The organism is Vibrio sp. 947, from assembly GCF_033339115.1.
Taxonomy (GTDB): Bacteria; Pseudomonadota; Gammaproteobacteria; order Enterobacterales; family Vibrionaceae; genus Vibrio; species Vibrio alginolyticus.
Genome location: NZ_JAWOTX010000001.1, coordinates 195,062 through 216,110, shown reverse-complemented (window position 1 = coordinate 216,110; position 21,049 = coordinate 195,062). Strand labels below are relative to the sequence as shown.

Annotated in this window: 19 protein-coding genes; 8 read left to right on the top strand and 11 right to left on the bottom strand. The window is 44.4% G+C overall.

The features are described from left to right. Positions 1–198 precede the first annotated feature (198 nt). On the top strand, positions 199–1,827 hold the full coding sequence (locus R7Q39_RS00935; RefSeq protein WP_262661934.1) for a methyl-accepting chemotaxis protein: 1,629 nt from the start codon (positions 199–201) through the stop codon (positions 1,825–1,827). Positions 1,828–2,224: 397 nt separating this feature from the next. Then, positions 2,225–3,184 carry a porin gene (locus R7Q39_RS00930; RefSeq protein WP_064354918.1) on the top strand — a complete coding sequence of 320 codons (960 nt, stop codon included), beginning with the start codon at positions 2,225–2,227 and terminating at the stop codon, positions 3,182–3,184. Positions 3,185–3,306: 122 nt separating this feature from the next. Here R7Q39_RS00930 and R7Q39_RS00925 read toward each other — a convergent pair whose 3' ends face one another. Continuing rightward, a complete protein-coding gene (locus R7Q39_RS00925) occupies positions 3,307–4,053 on the bottom strand; it encodes a flagellar brake protein (protein ID WP_042521645.1) in 747 nt (248 codons plus the stop codon). Positions 4,054–4,180: 127 nt separating this feature from the next. On the opposite strand from R7Q39_RS00925, the gene R7Q39_RS00920 reads away from it, so the two are divergent. Both R7Q39_RS00920 and R7Q39_RS00915 read left to right on the top strand, forming a co-directional pair. Then, on the top strand, positions 4,181–4,456 hold the full coding sequence (locus R7Q39_RS00920) for a GNAT family N-acetyltransferase (RefSeq protein ID WP_104980147.1): 276 nt from the start codon (positions 4,181–4,183) through the stop codon (positions 4,454–4,456). Next, entirely contained in the window at positions 4,453–5,430 is a 978-nt protein-coding gene (locus R7Q39_RS00915) for a phosphotransferase (protein WP_318075735.1), read from the top strand. The genes R7Q39_RS00920 and R7Q39_RS00915 overlap by 4 nt, the downstream gene beginning before the upstream one ends. A gap of 46 nt (positions 5,431–5,476) precedes the next feature. Here the strand turns inward: R7Q39_RS00915 and R7Q39_RS00910 are convergent, their stop codons facing one another. After that, entirely contained in the window at positions 5,477–5,977 is a 501-nt protein-coding gene (locus tag R7Q39_RS00910) for a GNAT family N-acetyltransferase (RefSeq protein ID WP_149191636.1), read from the bottom strand. A 395-nt stretch (positions 5,978–6,372) separates the two neighbouring features. Between R7Q39_RS00910 and napG the strand changes: the two genes are divergently transcribed. The 4 genes from napG to R7Q39_RS00890 all read left to right on the top strand — a co-directional run bounded on the left by napG (position 6,373) and on the right by R7Q39_RS00890 (position 9,866). Further along, positions 6,373–7,143 carry a ferredoxin-type protein NapG gene (gene napG / locus R7Q39_RS00905; protein WP_005383947.1) on the top strand — a complete coding sequence of 257 codons (771 nt, stop codon included), beginning with the start codon at positions 6,373–6,375 and terminating at the stop codon, positions 7,141–7,143. After that, positions 7,143–7,997: a quinol dehydrogenase ferredoxin subunit NapH gene (gene napH, locus R7Q39_RS00900; protein WP_318075663.1), complete on the top strand. Its 855-nt coding sequence runs from the start codon at positions 7,143–7,145 to the stop codon at positions 7,995–7,997. Before napG ends, napH begins: the two co-directional genes overlap by 1 nt. 199 nt (positions 7,998–8,196) lie before the next feature. Continuing rightward, complete coding sequence (locus tag R7Q39_RS00895; RefSeq protein WP_005375129.1) at positions 8,197–9,378, top strand: MFS transporter; 1,182 nt, start codon at positions 8,197–8,199, stop codon at positions 9,376–9,378. A gap of 206 nt (positions 9,379–9,584) precedes the next feature. Beyond that, on the top strand, positions 9,585–9,866 hold the full coding sequence (locus tag R7Q39_RS00890; protein WP_025768568.1) for a YrhK family protein: 282 nt from the start codon (positions 9,585–9,587) through the stop codon (positions 9,864–9,866). A 122-nt stretch (positions 9,867–9,988) separates the two neighbouring features. Here the strand turns inward: R7Q39_RS00890 and R7Q39_RS00885 are convergent, their stop codons facing one another. The 9 genes from R7Q39_RS00885 to deoD form a co-directional block, all read right to left on the bottom strand. Continuing rightward, complete coding sequence (locus R7Q39_RS00885; protein ID WP_318075662.1) at positions 9,989–10,828, bottom strand: energy-coupling factor transporter transmembrane component T; 840 nt, start codon at positions 10,826–10,828, stop codon at positions 9,989–9,991. After that, entirely contained in the window at positions 10,825–12,564 is a 1,740-nt protein-coding gene (locus R7Q39_RS00880; RefSeq protein ID WP_318075661.1) for an ABC transporter ATP-binding protein, read from the bottom strand. The genes R7Q39_RS00885 and R7Q39_RS00880 overlap by 4 nt, the downstream gene beginning before the upstream one ends. 6 nt (positions 12,565–12,570) lie before the next feature. Next, a complete protein-coding gene (locus R7Q39_RS00875; protein WP_005375133.1) occupies positions 12,571–13,119 on the bottom strand; it encodes an ECF-type riboflavin transporter substrate-binding protein in 549 nt (182 codons plus the stop codon). Between the two features lie 335 nt (positions 13,120–13,454). After that, positions 13,455–14,585 (bottom strand): HlyD family secretion protein, encoded by a 1,131-nt coding sequence (locus R7Q39_RS00870; RefSeq protein WP_005375134.1) that lies wholly within the window; start codon positions 14,583–14,585, stop codon positions 13,455–13,457. Further along, complete coding sequence (locus tag R7Q39_RS00865; protein ID WP_005375135.1) at positions 14,585–14,965, bottom strand: DUF3302 domain-containing protein; 381 nt, start codon at positions 14,963–14,965, stop codon at positions 14,585–14,587. The genes R7Q39_RS00870 and R7Q39_RS00865 overlap by 1 nt, the downstream gene beginning before the upstream one ends. A 244-nt stretch (positions 14,966–15,209) precedes the next feature. Then, complete coding sequence (locus tag R7Q39_RS00860; protein ID WP_318075660.1) at positions 15,210–16,793, bottom strand: GGDEF domain-containing protein; 1,584 nt, start codon at positions 16,791–16,793, stop codon at positions 15,210–15,212. After that, complete coding sequence (locus R7Q39_RS00855) at positions 16,777–18,261, bottom strand: hypothetical protein (RefSeq protein WP_005375137.1); 1,485 nt, start codon at positions 18,259–18,261, stop codon at positions 16,777–16,779. The genes R7Q39_RS00860 and R7Q39_RS00855 overlap by 17 nt, the downstream gene beginning before the upstream one ends. 166 nt (positions 18,262–18,427) lie before the next feature. Then, a complete protein-coding gene (locus R7Q39_RS00850) occupies positions 18,428–19,897 on the bottom strand; it encodes a lactate dehydrogenase (protein WP_017635476.1) in 1,470 nt (489 codons plus the stop codon). Between the two features lie 70 nt (positions 19,898–19,967). Then, positions 19,968–20,678, bottom strand: a complete 711-nt coding sequence (deoD, locus tag R7Q39_RS00845) for a purine-nucleoside phosphorylase (RefSeq protein ID WP_005375140.1) — start codon at positions 20,676–20,678, stop codon at positions 19,968–19,970. Between the last annotated feature and the right edge of the window lie 371 nt (positions 20,679–21,049).

The following is a 21,049-nucleotide window of genomic DNA, read 5'->3' as shown; positions in this document are numbered from 1 at the left end:
TAACAGATTGAAAATGGAGAGTTTTTGTACTAGACAAAAGTGTGATCGACCTCTAATATTCGCCGCTTGTTTATTCGTCTGGGATTTATCCCGTCGCAAGGAAGCATAGATATTCAAACTGCCGAAAAGTAACGTTGTTATAAGCACTGCTCGAGTTTGTTTGGATATAGACATCACGCATACAACTGAGGCCCTGTCATGCAGTTATCACTGAAAAATTTGTCAGTACGAACGCAAATTTTGGTTCCGGTATTATTTACCGCGATTGTTTTGTTTATTGCTCTTTGGATTACTAAAAACAATCTTCAAGCAGAGCAAGATGTTATTGCTTCCAACCAAGAATCTTTGGTTTTTCACAAAGACACATTGGCGAGTATTGACGACCAAATTTACCCTCTGCGCATAAGCGCGGTTTACGCTATTTACGATGCTTCTCGTCGTGAGAATTTTCTAACCGAATTGAAAGAAGGCTTAAATCAAGTTGATGCCGATTTAAGCGCAATTGAAGCCCGAAATCTATTCCGTGACGATGCCGTTAAAGTTCGCCAAGCAATTGAATCCTATGTGCGATATTCAGAGCGCTCAGTTGCTTTCTTCAACCAATACGATCAAGGTTTGAAATCGGATAGCGAGTACCGTGCATTTGTCAAAGAGTATCGCAATGTTGGCCGAGAAATGGTCCAACAAATTAACACGCTATCAAAGCATGTAAACGAGCAAGCTGAACAATCTACTATCAGAAGTCATCAGCAAAATGAACGTGTGCAAAATAACGCTATGTTGACGGTTTTAGCGGTATTTGCTTTCTCATTGATAGGCGCTTGGTTCCTATCTGGCATGATTGTTACACCAATCCAAAAGCTGCAAGAAGTGATGCGTCAGTTAGCAATGGGTAATCTATCAGTACGTGCAGATGTCGATGGGGACAATGAGATCTCTAAGCTGAGCAAAGATGTAAACCAAACCGCAGAGCAGTTATACAACACTGTGGACCAGTTAACCCGTATTAGTGAGGAAGTTGCATCTGCATCGACCGAATTGGCTGCGGTAATGACGCAAGCGGAAGCGAACGCTCAACAAGAGTTGGCGGAGATCGAGCAAGTTGCATCTGCGGTTAATGAGCTTGCAAGCACTGCGAATAATGTGAGTGATAACGCGACCTCTGCTGACGCAACCGCGCGTGAAGCTGATGGACTTGCTCAATCAGGTTTGGCTATCTTCCAAGAGAGCGCAGAAGCAAGCGCACAGATGTCTCAAGCATTGAACGATGCAGCGCAAGTTGTTTTGCGTCTAAAAGAGCAATCTGTACAGATCAACGATGTTATTGAAGTGATTCGCGGCGTATCTGAGCAGACCAACTTGCTAGCATTGAATGCTGCGATTGAAGCGGCGCGAGCTGGTGAGTCTGGTCGTGGTTTTGCGGTAGTAGCTGATGAAGTACGCATGCTAGCAGCGCGTACTCAAGACTCGACACAAGAGATCCAAACGATCATTGAAGAGCTTCAAGCGCAGTCTGGGCTGGCGAATGACAGTATGCAAGTCAGCCTTGATATGCTTAGCCGCAACAACGAGCTGACGCAACAAGCGAATGAAGCGTTGGTTGGAATTACCGAGTCAGTCGCCAACATCAACGATTCAAACACGCAAGTAGCAACCGCAGCCGAAGAACAGTCTCAAGTTACTCAAGATATCAATCGCAACGTGGTTAACATGTCGGAGCTTGTAAACCAAAACGTAGCGGGCATCAGCCAGAGTGCAAGTGCGAGTACTGAGCTTTCATTACTTGCAGAGAAGCAGAAAGAGCAATTAAGTTTCTTTAAGCTTTAATTCATCATCTACTTATCAAATCTCTAAATCCCTGAGTGAATGCTCAGGGATTTTTTTGTTTGTAATAATCGGATTTATTATCAATAAGTCTATCTAAAACAGTCAGTTAACAATATTTTTTTGCGGGCGGCATCACGTTTTGTGATATTGTTTTTACATTTTTTTCGTCAATTTTTTTTTGACGCGAACATTTTTTTTAACTCAACCGATAACTTGATGGTTGAGAGGTATTCATATCGTCATTTTAAGTGGTGTTTTCTTCTATAAGCGCTGTTTATTCAACACGTTGCGTGAAAAATAACAGCTGCTACTATGCCGCCAGTTTTCTCGTTGGTACAGAAAAGTCCTGTTTTTCTGGTGAGAAAACACATATAAAACAATGATATGGAAAATAAAAATGAAATTAAAAACTTTAGCTGTAGCAGTGGCGCTAATGGCATCAGGATCTCAAGTTGTCGCTTCAGAACTATACAACCAAGATGGCACTTCTCTTGAGATGGGCGGCCGCGCTGAAGCGCGTCTTTCTATGATGGATGGTAAGGCAGAAGACCGTACTCGCATCCGTCTTAACTTCCTAGGCAAACAGGAAATCAATGAAAACCTATACGGCGTTGGTTTTTGGGAAGGTGAGTTCAAAACAAAAGAAGAAGGTGCCGTAGATAACAATAGTGATCTTGAAACTCGTTACGCTTATGCGGGTCTGGGTGGCAAATACGGTGAAGTAACTTACGGTAAAAACGACGGCGCACTAGTGGTTCTTACTGACTTTACTGACATTATGGCTTACCACGGTAACACAGCAGCACTTAAACTGCCTGTTTCTGACCGTACAGATAACATGCTGTCTTACAAAGGCCAATTCGAGCAACTAGCTGTACGCGCAAGCTACCGTTTTGCTGATCGCACAACAGATGCACAAGGCTTTACAGACAACGAGGAAGATGGCTTCTCTCTATCTGGTGTTTACGCGTTTGCTAACACTGGTTTTGAACTAGGTGCTGGTTACGCAGATCAAAACGACAGCGATGAGTTCATGCTGGTAGCTGCATACTCTGTAGGTGACTTCTACTTCGCTGGTAACTACACTGGCGCGGATATGGATGTTGCAGGTAAGACTTTTGATTACAAAGGCTACGAACTAGCCGCTGCTTACACTATGGGTCAAACTGTATTCACTTCTACGTTCAACAAAGGTGAACTAGAAGACGCAGATACTGTAGAAAACCTAGCTGTTGATGTAACTTACTACTTCAAGCCTAACTTCCGTGGCTACGCATCATACAACTTCGATCTAATGGATAACGAAGGCGCGGCTGAAAAAGATGAGCTAGCGCTAGGTCTACGTTACGACTTCTAAGTCATGACTCTTATCTAAGATACTGCCTTATTCTTAGTAAATAAAACCCCTTACTGAAAAGTAAGGGGTTTCTTGTTTTCTAGCACTTCAAAGCTTCTTGATAAGCGTAGGGGTTATAAAATCTATCTTTTTAGTGTGAGCTTAGTACCATCAAATTTGAGGTGACTGAGGAGGTTTTTAGCGTTGTTTTTACCAACCTCATCAAACTCCATTCCGTAGCGAGCATAGTGCGTTGATTTTTGTAAATTACAAATACGACCTCGCAACGGCGCTAGCATACGACTTTCTCCGGGCATCGTTAGATCCAATGAAACGTGGTCACCAACCTGAAGTGGTCGGCTCATCGGTGATGTTACAAAACGACAGCCACTACGAGATAAATCTCTTATTTCGCATTCAGTTCGATAGGCTTCTAAACAAACACGCGCTCTCAAATTTACTTCGTAACGCACTTCTTTGCGAAGCTGAAAGACCTGCATAGTGTTGGGTAGGTCTAGCACCAAAATTGGGTACGGATCGCCTAGTCGATGCTGTAATTGGGCCCGAAATGGGATAACGGCCCCTTCACCTCGATGAGAGTAGGCTTTTACATTGATCCAAAAGCCTTCTTGAAAATAGAACTTCAAGTCTTCATCGGAGATGTTCGGAACCTCTATCAATGCAGTATTATTTGAGTGACAGCCAACAAATGTGCTGGTTGTAATAAACTTTGTACCAACGGGGGTGGTGACGTTTAAGCTCACTTCACTGCCATGTTCGACCATTGCCATTGCATCGGTGCTATTTAATGTACTTGCCTGACGTTCTGGTGCCTTCTTGCTTTGCAGAGGTAGCTTGCCGTCTCTGGCAATTGGGCTCATATTTCTCATTATAATTGTCGTACCTGATGTAAGAAGGTAATCGCGTGAGGCGAAGCAGCACTCTCGCATGGTATCGATTTTATTCAGTGATATAGTTTGATTCAATCAATCTGTAACAAAAATTAGAGAGCAAGATATGCATAAAGTAACTCATGAAGCCACGAATAGTACATTCTGGGTTGATTTAGAGCAGGGCTATAAAGCCAAGGTGATTTACCAGCTTGAGGGTAATGTCATGCACATTACATCAACGGTTGTTCCTGAAGCACTGCGAGGTAAGGGGTACGGAAAAGTGATGATGGAAGCGGTGTTGCCAGAAATTGAGTCACTCGGTTATCAAATAAAACCAGTTTGCCCATATGTTATTCACTATATGGAGAAGAACCAAACGTGGTCACATCTGCTCGCATGATGAGTAACAACCACCAACGCTACCAAAATATTGGCCAGGAACTCAATCTCGGTAATTACCGCTCTGTAGAAGTCATACAATCGCTATGGGGAGGCTATGGGGAGTTAGTCCGAGTTACTTATTCTACTCGTTCGGTGATCATTAAGCATGTAAAACTCCCTAAGCCTTCAGAGCATCCTAGAGGCTGGAATACGGACCGTTCTCATCAAAGAAAGTTGCATTCTTATCAGGTGGAAGTGAATTGGTATGAGTATTTTTCCGGAGGGGTGGATACTCGCTGCCGAGTACCACAAGGTCTAAAAACGTTCCAATCGGAGAATGAATGGCTCATTGTGATGGAAGATCTCGCCGAGGTGGGCTTTCCAAAAGTCATCACAGATGCACAGCTAGAGCATCTACAAGCCTGCCTCACTTGGTTGGCGAACTTTCATGCGAGATACATCGATGTTCGTTCGGATAAGTTGTGGCATACCGGAACATACTGGCACTTAGCAACCAGACCCGACGAGCTTGAAGCACTGCAAGACACTGAGCTACAAAATGCGGCTCAATTGATTGATCAAACGCTTTCGCAAGCTAAGTTTAAAACACTAGTACACGGTGATGCCAAATTGGCGAACTTCTGTTTTGATGAAGAAGAATCAAACGTTGCTGCGGTTGACTTTCAATACGTTGGATGTGGGTGTGCAATGAAAGATGTGGCACTGTTTATGAGTAGCGCCGTTAAGCCAGAACGTTGTGCAGAGATGGAAGTTTGGGTTTTGGATACGTATTTTGCTCAGTTGCAACACGCGCTAATGGTCTATCAACCGAATTTTGACCCTAATGAAGTCGAGTGTGAATGGCGTCCTTTGTTTGCTGTGGCTTGGGCAGACTTTCAGCGCTTTGTGAAAGGTTGGAGTCCCGACCACTGGAAGATCAATCCCTACACAGAAGCATTGACTCGCAGAGCGTTGGCTTACTTACGAAAGTGAGTCGAAGTTTAAAAAGAAAAGCCTCCAATTAGTAGGAGGCTTTGTTTTATCTTTGGCCTGGTCTGATGCGCGCCATGTAATAGGTATTGATGAATTCACCATCACGGAAGGAACCGTCAATCGCTTCACCCTCAATTTTAAATCCATGCTTTTTATAAAGCCCAATGGCGGCGTCGTTATCGGCATTGACCTCTATTTGAATTCTTCTCACATTTAACCAGTTATCTGCTAGTTCAGTGACTGTTTCTATCAGTTTGCTACCAATACCGAGTCCGTGGAAACTATCATGTACTCCGATGCCAAACGATGCCGTGTGCATTGTTCTTGGACGTAGAGAGTGATGAAAGCCAATATTTCCGACGACTTTACCATCTATTTCAGCGACATAGCTATAAACACCATCAGGTATGTTTGACAATCTTTCCACCCACATCGCGAGCGAAGGCTTTGGGAGTTGCAGGGTTTCACGTTGTGCTTTTGGTTGTGAATAGATTTCTACGAGTGCTGCTGCGTCTTCTACGGTCGTTGGACGTACAATAATTTCCATGCCTCTCTCCTTCGCTTTTTAGTTTTAATTTTTAATCTAACCACAGTTTTCTTATTTGGATAGTGTTTTTTTATGTTTAATGGATAAATGCCTTTTAAATTAGCTTGTTATGATGTCATTCTTTGAATTTTTAGTAGTAATTTATCATCGAATTGAGCGAGTAGATTGCAAAGGTGTTGAATTATTGTACTGAGAATGGCGCGTACTGCAGAGTATCGTGGTGAATTTCATGTCGCAGTAAATAAACGCATTTAGTCAAACTGTGACGACGGCACTGTGCGTCAGTTGACTTGAATCAATAGAGGATGGGGTTACCTCCTATGAGGTATAGGGAAACGACACGTTTAGGGCTATTTATGCTTAACTTGATAAGGGAGTTTTGTTGAGGAAATAGCATGAAATCCTCTCAGTCTAAAATATCGCAAAGTCGGCGCCGATTTTTGCGTGATACAGCTCGAACTGCTGCTGGTGTTGGCGCAGCTGCGTGTGTATTGGGCTTACAATCGCTACAAAGCCAAGCTCGAGAAACCAAAGGTGTGCCTATTCGTCCGCCTGGTGCATTGCCGGAAGGCGATTTCGAATCAGCTTGTATTCGATGTGGCTTGTGTGTTCAGGCATGTCCTTACGATACCTTGAAACTTGCGACATTACTTTCACCCGTCGCGACTGGCTCACCTTACTTTACTGCACGCGATATTCCCTGCGAAATGTGCGAAGACATTCCTTGTGTTGTCGCTTGTCCGAGTGGGGCGTTGGATCCGAAACTAACCGATATTGATGATGCTCGAATGGGTACAGCGGTTCTTATTGACCATGAAACTTGCCTTAACTGGCAAGGGTTACGATGCGACGTTTGTTATCGCGTTTGTCCGCTGATTGATGAAGCCATCACGTTAGAGATGGTTCACAACGATCGAACTGGCTATCACGCCAAACTTATCCCTACAGTGAATTCCGAAGTGTGTACCGGATGCGGTAAGTGTGAACAAGCGTGCGTGTTGGATGTCGCTGCTATTAAAGTCGTCCCGACGGATTTGGCGAAAGGCAAAGTGGGCAGCCACTACAATTTTGGTTGGAAAGAGATCGACAAACCACTCGAAAATATCCTCCCTAGTGAGACGCCTGTACCGGAAGGTGCGCTTGAATCGCTAAAAGGAGGTAAGTAATGGCAAAGAATTTAGCTCAAAATGCTGGCAAAGAAGCGCTTGAAAAGCTTGGTTGGTGGCGCGCGCATCGGTTTTTGATTTTACGTCGGCTATGTCAGTTCACCATCATTGCGCTGTTTATGGCTGGGCCGACGTTGGGAATTCTAACTGGTAATCTGTCATCAAGTATGTTGCTCGATACCGTGCCGTTAAGTGACCCGTTAATTGTGCTTCAAGCTTTGGCGACAGGGCATGTTCCGGAGTTTAATGCGTTGTTAGGCGTAGTGATTGTCGTTGTGTTTTACGCGATTTTGGCGCCGCGCGCATTTTGTGCTTGGGTGTGCCCGTTGAACATCGTGACAGACTTGGCGGCGTGGCTGCGTCGAAAGCTCAACATTAAAGCGAGCTATCGTTGGTCTCCCGTGATTCGTTATTGGCTGATCCCTGTTTTGATGTTGGGCAGTGCGTTGTCTGGCGCAATTCTTTGGACATGGTTAGATCCAGTGGCGGCACTGCATCGCGGGTTGGTGTTTGGTATGGGCGCAGGTTGGGTGTTGATCGCCCTAGTGTTCGTGTTGGATTTACTCTTGGTTGAGCATGGGTGGTGTGGGCACTTATGTCCACTGGGGGCTACCTATGGCTTGATAGGCCGAAAAAGCCTGTTGCGCGTTACTGCTGTTCGCCGCGAAGATTGCACCAAATGCATGGATTGCTTTTACGTTTGCCCAGAACCAGAAGTGCTTCGGCAGCCTTTGAAAGAGGGAGATCGTCGAGTTATGGATCAAAACTGCATTAGCTGTGGTCGTTGTTTGGATGTATGTCCAGAACATGTGTTTGAATTTAAAAATCGCCTATCAGTAAAAGTCATTGATTAAGCCACTGAGCACATTTACTCATGCTTTATTTCTCTTGATACTTGAACATCGCGCTTAGCCAAGGAGTTAAGCGCGATGTTTATCTTCATAACAATATTCCTCAGCCATATCTGCTTGCTCTGGGCTGAAAATAATAATGATATTGCGAATTTGTTACATTTAAAGCTATGATGATGCCTTCATATTTAAAGGAAACATCATGACTACCTCATCGCACGGCTGGAGAACGCCGCAAAATTTCCTCCTGTTAATTTCCATTATCGTGCCCATTGCTTTTTCTACCTGGATGGCGTTGTTGAACAACTTTGTTATAGAGAAAGCAAACTTTGATGGTGCCGACATAGGCCTATTGCAAAGTGTGCGCGAAATTCCGGGTTTTTTGGCCTTTACCGCTGTGTTTGTATTGCTGTTTATCCGAGAGCAACGCTTTATGCTCGTATCTTTGGCGATGCTTACGCTTGGTACGGCATTAACAGGTTATTTTCCCACTTTGTACGGTCTACTTTTTACAACCTTGTTAATGTCCACCGGCTTCCATTACTTTGAAACACTCAAGCAGTCTTTGTCTTTACAATGGCTATCTAAAGAAGAAGCGCCAGAAATGCTGGGTAAGTTTATTTCTGTTGGAGCTTTGGCTTCTCTGTTTACCTACGGCGCCATTTGGGTTTCGCTCGAACAGCTCAAACTTGATTTTAAAACGGTCTATTTAATGGCTGGTGGTTTAGGTTTTGTGCTCATTTTGGTGATGGCATTTGCCTTCCCACAATTTAAGACAAAAGTGCCTCAGAACAAGAAGCTCATCCTGCGTAAACGTTACTGGTTATACTATGCGCTTACGTTTATGAGTGGAGCACGCCGTCAAATTTTTACGGTGTTCGCTGGTTTCTTGATGGTAGAAAAGTTTGGTTACTCCGCCGCAGATATTACGTTGCTGTTCCTGATTAACTATGTCTTTAACTTCTTGTTTGCGAAGCGAATAGGCCGTTTTATCGGCGTTGTAGGTGAGCGCAAAGCGTTGATGTTTGAATACGTCGGTTTGATCTTCGTGTTTGTCGGGTACGGTTTGGTGCAAACGGCTGAGTGGGCGGCAGCATTGTATGTTGTCGATCATCTATTTTTCGCGTTAGCGCTTGCGATTAAAACCTACTTCCAGAAAATTGCCGACCCAGCAGATATGGCGTCGACCGCGGGCGTTGCGTTTACGATTAACCATATTGCGGCGGTTGTAATACCTGTTACGTTTGGTGTGATTTGGCTGGTTTCACCTGCTAGCGTATTTTACATCGGCGCTGGTATGGCAGCAGTGAGCTTGCTGTTGTCACTCAATATTCCAGCGAAGCCGGAAGAAGGCAACGAAACTCGCTTGTTGAAGTGGAGTTAAGTTGGTACTCACTATCTAATCATTAAAGCGAATACCTGTAATTAGACTCGCTAAAAAGGGTGCTTATGCGCCCTTTTCTTTTTATTGCAAATAGATAATCCCTCCAATGGTTGTCAATGCATGCCACGTCCGTTAGGGTTTAGAACTAAGTATTTCGAAATAACTTGGGCATAACTGACGCGAAACAATAAGAGGGGAGCTATACAGTGCAGATACATGGCAGAGAGTTGGATTTAGATCTAGGAAGTCGTCACATCGTTATTCAGCGCCGCTATGAGGCGTTAGGTGCTGCAAACGACCTACTCATTGCTATTTGGTTTTTAATTGGTAGCTTTTTCTTTTTGAATGATTCGTTGATTGAAAGTGGTACTTGGCTTTTCATTGTAGGCAGTGCGCAGTTGATCATTAAGCCCCTGATAAAACTGATGAGTTTAGTTCATGTTGGTCGTTTGAATAAGCAACTTTCTGGCACATCAGCGAGCCGCTGAAATTACCGCTTCTTTTGAATACTTGCAAGCAAGAAGCCAACAGGCGAGTTATCGAGGGGAAAGACGGAAGATAACGTGGTCACAACACTAACCACGTTATGTTCAGTTTGAAGCTTCAGAATTTAAAACGGATACCAGAACAGTTGTGTGTCCATCACACGCTTGCTGATCGCAGCAATCACTATCACCGCAATCCCAGCCATGCAGATCATATCGGCTTTGGTCAGTGGTTTTAAGCTGTACCAAGTGCGAGAGGAGTGGCGGCCAAAACCACGTAGCGTCATCGCGTTTGAGATTTGATCGGCTCTGTCTAAACTAGAGAAAATCAGAGGTCCAAGAATCTTCGCGACGTTCTTCATACGATTGAACAACGGAGCCTTCTTACTCAGTTCTACTCCGCGTGCTTGTTGCGCGTGCATGATGTTAACAAAGTCCTTTTTCACTTCCGGCAAGTAGCGCAGCGTTAAGCTCACAGCATAGGCGATTTTGTAAGGCACACCTAAACGGTTCAAGCTGGCTGAAAACTCTGTCGGATGAGTGGTAAATACAAACACCAACGCGATTGGGAACATGCTGAAGTACTTCAACGTCACTGTTACTAGGTAAAACAATGTCTCTTGAGTGAGCGAGTAATGACCGGGTAACGAGAGTAAAACCGTTGATGAACCCATGAACTCAGTACCTTGTTGCGGCGCTAACGCGAACATAAACAGGGCATTGATCAGTAATACCGTGCCTGTACCGAATAACAGCGGTTTGTAGACATGAAAGGGCACTTTGGTCATTTTCAATAAGCCTAAACCAAGCACGATCAACAGCGCGATGATTCGCAAGTCAAATGTGGTCAATACCACCGTTACCCAAGCAATGAAAAGCAAGAACTTAGTAATGCCATTCAACTTATGAAGTGGTGATTGGGTATCGATGTAGTTGATACCAAACTTCATCTTATTGTCTTTCATGCCACTGCTTTCTCTGGTTGGTTTACTTCGCCGCTTTTTCGTTGGCGGTGCGCTTTTTCTACATTGATAAAATGCTGCATAAAGCCATTGGTGTCTTCGATGCCAACTTTCGTAGCCAACTCAAACAGACTTGTTGTGGTGAGGTTTGCTTGGTCTAGTAGCTCTGGACTGCTGAATACCTGCGTCATTGGTGCATCCGCGACTAATTTACTGTCTGCAATCACGATAGAGCGCGTGGTGTATTCCAGCACTAAATGCATGTCATGAGAGATGATCATCACGGTTACGCCCAACTCGCGATTGAGCTTTTCGATGAAACTCAGCATAGACGTGTAGTTTCGATAGTCCTGACCTGCCGTCGGTTCATCAAGGATCAGAAGCTCTGGTTCCAATACCAAAATTGACGCAATGGTTACGCGCTTTTTCTGGCCGTAGCTCAATGCTTCGATTGGCCAGTGACGGTATTTGCTCAAACCGCACAGCTCAAGGACTTCAAGTACTTTAGCTTCGATTTGTTTCTCTTCAACGCCACGATTACGGAGGCCGAAGGCCACTTCGTCGAAAATCATGTGATGGGAAATCATGTGATTCGGGTTTTGCATCACCACGCCCACTTTCTGGCTGCGCTCGAAGATGGTCAGTTCGTTAAGATCTTGACCATTCATACTCATTGAGCCGCTATCCGCTTCAATAACGCCCATAATCAGTTTGGTAATGGTCGATTTACCCGAGCCATTTTTGCCAAGTACAGAGACAAACTCGCCACGCTTGATGTCAAAACTCACGTCTTCTAACGCGTTTTTCTCACCGTCGAAAGAATAGGTGAGGCCACGGACTTCAAGCAAAGTCTCGGCTGGCGTTTTAGGTGGTTGTGCTGTTGAACCATCAAACCATGCTTGTACTGCTGGTTTATATAGCTCCAACGGTAAGGTAGTTAAGCTAGAAGGTTTTGCATTGCTCTCAATCGCGCAGCCTGCTTCTTTCAGTGCTGAAATATAAAGCGGTTCGCGGATGCCGTAATCTTCTAGCAGAGGCGACGCTAAAATTTCATCTGGCGTTGTATCGGCAATGATTTTGCCGCTTTCCATCAAGATAATACGGTCAACTGAGCAATGCAGAACGTCTTCAAGACGATGCTCAATGATTACGATGGTTTTGCCCGTTTCGCGGTGTAGATCATCGATGATCTCGATGGTTTTTTTACCCGTTTTAGGGTCAAGCGCAGCTAGTGGTTCATCAAACAAAAGGATATCGACGTCGTCGACGAGAATGCCCGCCAAAGAAACACGCTGTTTCTGCCCGCCAGATAAATCGTGGGGTGAGCGTTCTAGCATCTGTTCCAAGTCGACCATTTTGGCCGTGGCTTTGACCAATGGGTACATGTCGATATTTGAAGTTAGCTGGTTTTCCAGCGCAAATGCAATGTCTTCGCCAATGCTCAAACCGACAAATTGGCTGTCCGTATCTTGGAGTACGGTGCCAACTTGCTCAGTGTATTGGTGCATGTCGAAAGGGGCGGTGTCTTGACCATTGATGGTCAATGTTCCACTGGTTTCCCCTTTGATTGCGTGTGGGATCAGTCCGTTAAGACATTGCCCAAGGGTAGATTTACCACTACCACTTGGACCGATAATGACGATTTTCTCTCCTTTCTCTATCCTTAGATTGATATTTTTTAGCGTCGGTTTGTCCAGCGACTCATATCTAAAAGAGAAGTTAGAAAATTCGATTGTCATTCGACATTAAGCCTCTGTTAAGTTACGGCTTTGCTTGTTACGTTTAGCGACAGACTTAAGAATGAAGAAGCCAACAATAGCAATAAGAATGGTGTTACCGATCGCGATAATAGAAAGCTGGGTAAACACTTTAGTGAACGGTTCTGCGTATAAAATCGTGTCGAGGAATGCAGAGCAACCGTAACCAAATACGTTGCCTAATAGCGCAAGTACTACGAATAACGCGAAGTCTTTCATATTGAAATCACCTTTCTCCAAACGGTAGCGCGTTAGAGAAGGGAATAGACCGATAATCAAACCAACAATACCTGAACCAAGTACCCAAGTGAGCCATACGCCCCAACCTGCAAATAGGTCAGTAACCCAGTGACCAATAAAACCAACCAAGAAGCCAACAAGTGGTCCAAATAGTACTGAGAACAATGCTAATACTGCCATTGCTGGTTTTAGCGTTGTGTTTGCAAACACAGGGATGCCAAACATAGGTAAGCCGCCGATACCGTAAAGAGCAGCACCGATTGCAATAACCACAACAGTTTTAGCGGAAAGATTCATAGATAACCTCAGTTCAATAGTCGATTTTAAAGAACGTTCATTTATATTGTTGGAAAGCGTTAGTTATTTGATTGTGTAACATATATTCAAAACAACCAAGCTGCTTATTGTTTGCTCTATTTTTCTTCAGGAAATGTGTGATTTGATTCACGCATCCCTTTGACTGGCTTTGGTTTTAGCAAGCATTAAAAATAAGGCGCGCATTATACAGAATATTAATAAAAGTGGGAATGCTATCTATCTGGATGGCTAGAATGAATCAGGGGCTGATCGTCAGCCCCTGATTACACGGTTTGATGTTATTTTTACCAATAAATGAATGCGCTATATGTTCATTAATGGTCGAGGTATAAATAGTTCTGCCAGCTCTTCATACGAATAAGCACTTTGCGCATCACTGATACGTGAGTAAAGCTGTCTGAATAAACTGCAACTTCAACCGCAGTACCCATTGGTAGGTGGTATCCACTCAAGTCGTCGGTAATTTTCAGCTTCGCAAAAACACGTCCGCTCGTGCGCAAGGCATCAGTCCCGAGCAGAGCGCCTCGCGCTTGAATTTGGCTTTCACCAATGGCTGGAATCACGTCAATGACTTCGCCACGGAACACTTTGCCCGGAATTGCGCGGAACATAAACTCTGCTTCAAAGCCTGGCTTCAAGCGTTGTAATGAGTTTTGTCTGAATGCCGCGGTGTACGTAATGTCTTCGGTATGGACGAAGGTCATTGCCGGGGCAAGCGGTAACGGCACAGCCATCACTCCAGGACGTAAAGCCAATTGCGTAACGTAACCATCGGTTGGCGCACGAACGACGGTTTGCTCTAAGTTAAACTCTGCTTTACGCAGCTCGGCAAGAAGTTGCGCGACTTGGGTATTTTCGCCTCCGATTTCAGAGTCCAGAGCGATTTGAGCTTGTTCTTGTTGCAAAATCGCAACGTCTAACATGGCTTCTGCCGCTTTATACGCTTGGCGTCGAGTATCCAAATCTTGTTCAGTAAACGCGCCACGATCAAAGCCCCTTTGATATCGGCTAAATTCCCTTTGTGCTTTATCTCTGTCCGCTTGCGCTTTCAATACAGCAGCTTCTGCTTCTCTTAGATCAGACTCTAAGCCCAACGCACCTTGGCTTGCTTCTTTAACTTTCGCTTCCAGGCGAGCAACTTCTGCTTCAAAAGGCACAGGATCGATTTTGAAAAGAATATCGCCCGTTTTGAGCGGTTGGTTGGCCTGGACTGGCACTTCCACCACGCGGCCACGCACGCCAGAGACGATAGGCGTAGTCGGGAACACTTGGTTACCCAATTGCGTAAATGGGTGGTTGTAGTTCATAAGCAGCACGAGTGTGCCCACTAACACTACGCCGCCAAGTACGGCGGTTGGAACGGTCCATTTGTTTAGAGGAATATTGAAAATTTTAAAAATGGCAATACAAAGAGCTGCGTAAGTCAGAATCAGCAATAAGTCCATTATTCGTCCTCTTTACTTTGTTCAGGCAAAGGCTTTTGCTGAATCTTTTGTTGTTTCAACATCGATACTTCGTTTTTGAGTTCGTTGACTTCATCGATGAGTTCTTCAAGGCGGTGATGAATGTCGTGTGTTTCTTGTTCTAGTTGTTTAAAACCCCAGCCGCGTTCCTTGCGCCATAATGTTGCCCATATCCATAAAAATGGCCACAGCGCATGCAAAGTGAAAAGGCTGACCCAGCCAGCGTAGTGAATTGCGTCTTGGTGCGGGTGCTCTCTCTCTTTGGCGATTTCATATGGAATATCATGGATGACAATGATTCCGTAAAAGATCACTAAAGCAACGAAGATGAGTAACCCAAGTGCAAAATAGTCTAGAAACATCTTACCTACCTGTGCGTATTGCGAAATGGAAAATCTACGTAAATTAACAATTTAAGTATTTGTCTTAACTACAGATGAATCAAGCGGTTTTTATGTAGGAATTATGTTTATGCGATGTAAGTATCCACTGATGTTTATTGGCAGTTAAGGTGTTGCTGAGTACTTATTTAAACAAGCAGTGAAGTGATATAGGAAGGATAAGTAAAAAGTATACTAAAGCCCCAGGTGTCAACCGGGGCATGGTTTAAAGTTCGGTACAGACTTGGTTTCTGCCATTGGCTTTGGCGCGATAAAGAGCTTTGTCTGCACGATAAAAAGTTCGCTGAGTATTCTCGCCTTCTCGATGCAAGGTAATCCCTATGGATACGGTCAGCCCCCGTTCACCAAGAATATCGTCCCAACCATATTGATAAATCCGTTCACGATAATTCTCGGCATGCATTTCTGCGCGTTCCAGTTGGGTATTCTCAAGGATCACGAGGAACTCTTCACCACCAAATCGTACGCACGATGCGCCTTTAAATCTGAAGTAGGACGCCAGTTCCTGTGACACACTTTTGATCGCTTTGTCGCCAACCAAGTGGCTTAGTTCGTCATTGATGGATTTGAAGTGATCGATATCGATGACCATCAATGCAAATGCAGTATCGTGCAGAAGTAGATCTTTTAGTTTAACTTCTAACCAGCGTCGGTTGTGTAAAGACGTAAGTGGATCGGTAAAGACGTCCTGCTGTAGCTGAGCAACAGTATTTTTATTCTGCTTGGTGGTTTCTTTTAGTTCTTTGTTTTCTAGCTCTGACAAAATGAGTTTGAGTTGTAACTCAAAGCGTGAAAGTCGGCGTAGTTGAGCAGACCCTAACTCACCGATCGGAATATGTTTTACAAGATCAGATTCGATTCTATGCGCTTTTTTTTCACAATTTAATGCTTCTTGATACAACCCTTGAGAGGCGTAAACTTGACTCATCGCGTTATAAAAATGCTGAGTAACGATAGGAGATAGTTGCTTTTGAATCCTTTTACTGATGGAGTCCAACGTTAAATTAGCTAAAGAAGTGTGCCCTACACCGTTTAGACAATACGCAGTCTCAATTTTGACCATCGTGGATAACCAGTATGTCGTGGCACTACCCGTTGTATACTGAACATTCGAAATAGCCAGCAACGCATTGGGGTAGTCTTCTTGCAGACGATGTAATTTGGCTCGGTAGAGGTGAATTTGTGCGGCGAGGTTTTTATCACTGACGAGAATGCTCAGTTCTTCACATTCACTCAATAGTTCTTTGGCGTCTGCGGTACGGTTCAAGCTGATATAACAGGCAAGCATGTACAGCTTGTAACGAAGGCGTAGGGATCGACTGCCAATAGCGTGATCGATAGCATCTATTTTTTGATAATAACGTAATGCACGTTGGTGATCCCCATGGGCATCGCACAAATTACCCATTCCAATAATGGCCAATACGTACTCATCAATATAGCCGTACTCGACGGCGATATTGGTTGAAGCAACATACTCGGTTAATGCCGCATTGTAGTCACCTACTTCAACCAAACGCTCACTCAAGCTTGCTTTCACAGAAAGAATATCTTCTACATCCTCTGGTAAAACAAGCAACTCAAGCGCTTGTTTCAATTCACTAATGCTGTCGTTGAGCTGTTTGATCTCTCTTCGATACTCGGCGCTAATGATATAGCAATGCGCTTTCTCTCGGTTTGTTGACGCAATATGTAACCCTATGTGTTCCCATAGCGTAATCGCTTCTTCACCTGAAACGGAAGAAGGATCGATACCTGCGTCAGTCACCTTGCTAAGCAGTTGTTCCATTCTTCATTACCTCAATATAACTTTCTTCGAGCTGTTCTAACGTGAATGGGAAGGTCAGGATATCTTGCAAATACAGTATCGGTTTCGGGCCTTTGATTCCGCGTCGCTTCCATGGATAGATGTCTAACATCGCTTGGACAGTGCGGTAGACCTCTTCTGCTGCTTGACCTTTTTCTGCAATTAACATTGCTAGCCTGTTACTGGAAATTCTCGAGATGAGGTCGCTGGAGGTTGTCAATGCATGAACGAGCTCGGTACAAACATCGAGAACTTCGGGGTTTGAATGCTGAATCATAATGATGGCGTGGTTAGAGCGTTTGAGCTCCGTTTTAAACAAAACTAACTGTTCCCACCAGTAGGTCTCAGAAACGACATTAGAGAACTGTTTTTCAGGGTCGTATTCGTGTTGAGAGCGAATATGATTGATCAGCTTACGTGCTCGCTGCTCTAGTTGGCGTTTAGAGCCTCTTGCTTTATCCATGCTGATTCGATGAGTTTGTTCTTTGAGCATTTTGAGTGCGTGCTTACGGTATTTCTTGAACGCGTTAAACGCAGACTCAAAGTCACCTTGTTCTTCAGCGACTCGTGATTGTTGGAAGCAAATTTGGCTGAGTAGCTCACCGTGGTCGAAACTGAGTGCAGACTCTTCTGCTGCAAGTAGCAACTTGGCAGCGCTGTCTGTATTTTGGCGCAAAAGCTCAAGTCTTGCTCGGCTAATAAAAGAGTGTGCTTTCATCCAAACGAGGTCATGCTCAATGGCGAGCTGGTGGGCTTTTTGGGTGGCTTCTTCGGCCGCATCAAGGCGTTCTAGTCCAAGCAGTGCTAACCCTTTAAAGTCCCAGATCTCGGCTTGCCACGTACTGTCATCATGATCTTTTAATACTTCGGTTGCTCCATCCAGTACCGTAAGCATCTCGACAAACTTATTTAGTAAGTAATAGTCCCAAGCTAATAGGATGCGCGCTTTGCCTTCTAACCAAGCAATACGAACATTGTTTGCCACTTTAACGGCTAACTCATGAGTTGAAGCGGCAAGTTGGTGTTCATTAGTGATGCGCCATACATTACCAAGCCCAATTAGAGATTCGATTTGAATTTCAACATCATCAACAAGAGCAGATTGTTCGAGCGCATTAATCCAATATTGTTGCGCGGAATAATACTTTGCTTGGCCCCAATATTGGAGTGCAAAAAGATGGAGAATTTCCGGGAGATGATCGTCGGTTTCAAGCTGTGTTTGTTTGCTGTAAGCGTCTTTGACGAGTTTTAAGCCTTGTCGGTAATCCATTAGGCACCAACAGCATTGCGCCATGATGAGTAAGGCTTTGATCTCTCCGTCCACAAATAAAATTTGTTCCGCGCGGATACGATATTGCTGCGCAATATTAAAGGTATGTTTAGGGGCCGATTTTATTTGGCCTTTAAGCTTAGTGAGATCATCTTCTAGCTGAATTTGGTTTTTATCCAACGTTCACATCCATGACTATCGAACTGGAAATCACACCTAATATTAAGTGGTTAGATGCATGTTTCTTTACCAAAGCGATGCGGATAACGTTTTGGTAAACGATCAGGGGCCGTAATGTATACCGTTACAACCCCTAATTACTACATCTAAATTACCAATAGAATAGCTACGATAGGAGCTGTTTGATTGTCAAAGGTGCATCAGAGACTTCCAACCTTTGTGCAGCGGTAAGACCTTGTTTATCCTGATAGCACAAATTATGCCAAGCTCTGAATATATCTAAAAGAGGTAAAATACCAGCAGGTCGTAATTTGCGACGTGGCTCGTTAATGAAGCTTTCGAAAAGAATCTGAAAGCGGTTTTGATAAAACTTCACATGACGAGTTGTCGCAACGTTAAACCATTTTTCAGGCTCATTTTGATCGCCAGCGAGGTAGCAAATGCCTTTGTGGTTTTCGTTTTGACTAGAGATTGCCCAACGATCGCGCCACCAACTCATATAGGCGATATCGACTTTGCCAAAGGGAGTGCTCATGTCCCAACTAGCGTCCTCTTCTACATACATCAAGTCGACACTTTTCTCTTTAATACGAGGTAAACAAACGCTCAATGCAGCTGAACGTAGTAGGGGATCTTGAGGCATGTATAGAGATACACGTTTGTTTGGGCAGCACATATCAAGTACGTGCAAATAGTGTGCATACGAGGTGTATGGCGGACGGACTAATGCCCCTTTTGAAGGGTAATGAAATACAGATAGATTACCAAGAGGGTCTTCTACGTTACCGCGAGCCAAAATTGTTTGGTATTTTTGGTCAATTCGCTCTCTGAGGTGATGAGAAGGTTCCGCAAGCGGCTCACTTGCTTCCGCTACGTACTCCTGGGAAACAAAACGAGACACCTCATCGTAAGGATTATGATCGAGAGTTGCGATTGGCTCTTCATCAGCGGAATAATTGACGTGCTGGCAAAGAATATAGCCAGAATGCGCTTCGCCAGAAACAATCCAATACACACCATTATTGCTGTTCGGTTGCAATGCAATATAGTTTGAGGCCAATTCATAATGCGTTGCGTGGTTTACCCAGCGCGCATCAATGGTTGCCAGCTTGCGGCGGCAGCGGCTAGCTATATGGTCAACATGATCGTAAAAGGTTTTTGGGTTAATACTAAGCTTGCGGCAGATTTCTCGTACGGAATATCCCGTAAACAATAAACCCATCAAGTTCTCTTGAAATTGAAGCTTCTTGTTGGCACCAGACCACTTGTCGACAAAGGTACATTGACACACTTTACAGCGGTAACGTTGGCGATCGCCACTGTAACCGAAAGCGTGATAGAGGTGTTTGTGAGTGTGGACAGAAAGTCCAAAGTTGTCGCAATCATCATTACGGCAAGCAGGCAACCCGTCACTGTGGACGTGCCGCAGGCGATGAAGTTCGTTCACGACATCGCGATTATTAAGTAAGGGGGGGAAAGCTCCACATTCACGGCATACCATCGCCGGACGCTTAGGGTTCGCATGTTGCAGAACGTAACGCTTTGCATCACTCAATCCAAAGTTGTCACACGCCAATGTTTTACAAAAGTTGAGTTGTAACCCATCTGCGTCTTTTGGCAGTTCGCCGTTAGACACAATCGCCCCCTCGGGATAATTCGGGCAGCCAGCATAACTCTGGCTGCAAATTATTACTTACTATTTGTTCTTAGATGTTGATTGCAGTTTCTAGTGCAACTTTCATCATGTCGTTGAACGACTTCTGACGCTCTTCTGAGCTTAGTTTTTCACCACGGATGATGTGGTCAGAAACTGTCAGGATAGTCAGTGCTTTCGCGCCTAGGTCAGCTGCTACGCCGTAGATACCAGCCGCTTCCATGTCTACACCTAGGATGCCTAGTTTTTCCATCTTCTCGAAGATGTCTGCTTCTGGTGTGTAGAACAGGTCAGCAGAGAATACGTTACCTACTTTTACAGGCACTTCCTGAGCGCGCGCTTGGTTAACTGCTTCTTCTAGAAGACCGTAATCAGCGATTGCTGCGAAATCGTGGTTGTTGAAACGGATACGGTTAACTTTAGAGTCTGTAGAAGCACCCATACCGATAACAACGTCCATTAGTTTCACGTCGTCACGTACTGCACCACAGCTACCCACACGGATAACGTTTTTCACGCCGTATTCAGCGATTAGCTCGTGTACGTAGATACAGCAAGACGGGATACCCATGCCGTGGCCCATTACAGAAACTTTTTTGCCTTTGTAAGTGCCAGTAAAGCCGAACATGTTGCGAACGTCACAAACTTGTTTCACATCTTCTAGGAACGTTTCAGCGATGTATTTAGCGCGCAACGGGTCGCCTGGCATTAGAACTGTTTCAGCGAAATCACCTGGTTGTGCGTTAATGTGTGGGGTTGCCATAAGTGCTCTCCAAAGTTTTGTTTTGATAAAACGCCTCTATTATAGAACGCTATTACCAATTCTGTTGAACTTGTTCGTTTTCGTTGAGGCAATAATATCGGGACGTACAGTGGCCCCTTGAGAGCTTAGTCACAAAAACCACGCATTTAGAAACTGCAACTACTATTGATAACCAAATCTGTTGAAATCAAAAGAGCAATCGATTTGCTTTTGAGCAGTTTGTCGATTGCGCGCACAAATTCTTTGTTTTTGGGCCAAACTTTTTTCTGACAGCTGGTTGATCGAAATACTTTCGAGTGAAGTAAAACGATTAAATTGTACAACTTATTTTCTTGTACAATCTGGAAAGGCTTGCTATAAGTTATACAACA

Bases quoted from the DNA above. Each gene is read 5' to 3' on its own strand.
- R7Q39_RS00885 (WP_318075662.1), bottom strand. From the start codon at position 10,828: ATGAAAGACAATAAGATGAAGTTTGGTATCAACTACATCGATACCCAA.
- R7Q39_RS00915 (WP_318075735.1), top strand. From the start codon at position 4,453: ATGATGAGTAACAACCACCAACGCTACCAAAATATTGGCCAGGAACTC.
- R7Q39_RS00930 (WP_064354918.1), top strand. From the start codon at position 2,225: ATGAAATTAAAAACTTTAGCTGTAGCAGTGGCGCTAATGGCATCAGGA.
- R7Q39_RS00910 (WP_149191636.1), bottom strand. From the start codon at position 5,977: ATGGAAATTATTGTACGTCCAACGACCGTAGAAGACGCAGCAGCACTC.
- napH (WP_318075663.1), top strand. From the start codon at position 7,143: ATGGCAAAGAATTTAGCTCAAAATGCTGGCAAAGAAGCGCTTGAAAAG.
- R7Q39_RS00870 (WP_005375134.1), bottom strand. From the start codon at position 14,585: ATGGACTTATTGCTGATTCTGACTTACGCAGCTCTTTGTATTGCCATT.
- R7Q39_RS00880 (WP_318075661.1), bottom strand. From the start codon at position 12,564: ATGACAATCGAATTTTCTAACTTCTCTTTTAGATATGAGTCGCTGGAC.
- R7Q39_RS00920 (WP_104980147.1), top strand. From the start codon at position 4,181: ATGCATAAAGTAACTCATGAAGCCACGAATAGTACATTCTGGGTTGAT.
- R7Q39_RS00865 (WP_005375135.1), bottom strand. From the start codon at position 14,965: ATGTTTCTAGACTATTTTGCACTTGGGTTACTCATCTTCGTTGCTTTA.
- R7Q39_RS00935 (WP_262661934.1), top strand. From the start codon at position 199: ATGCAGTTATCACTGAAAAATTTGTCAGTACGAACGCAAATTTTGGTT.
- R7Q39_RS00925 (WP_042521645.1), bottom strand. From the start codon at position 4,053: ATGAGAAATATGAGCCCAATTGCCAGAGACGGCAAGCTACCTCTGCAA.
- R7Q39_RS00895 (WP_005375129.1), top strand. From the start codon at position 8,197: ATGACTACCTCATCGCACGGCTGGAGAACGCCGCAAAATTTCCTCCTG.
- napG (WP_005383947.1), top strand. From the start codon at position 6,373: ATGAAATCCTCTCAGTCTAAAATATCGCAAAGTCGGCGCCGATTTTTG.
- R7Q39_RS00875 (WP_005375133.1), bottom strand. From the start codon at position 13,119: ATGAATCTTTCCGCTAAAACTGTTGTGGTTATTGCAATCGGTGCTGCT.
- R7Q39_RS00860 (WP_318075660.1), bottom strand. From the start codon at position 16,793: ATGGAACAACTGCTTAGCAAGGTGACTGACGCAGGTATCGATCCTTCT.
- deoD (WP_005375140.1), bottom strand. From the start codon at position 20,678: ATGGCAACCCCACACATTAACGCACAACCAGGTGATTTCGCTGAAACA.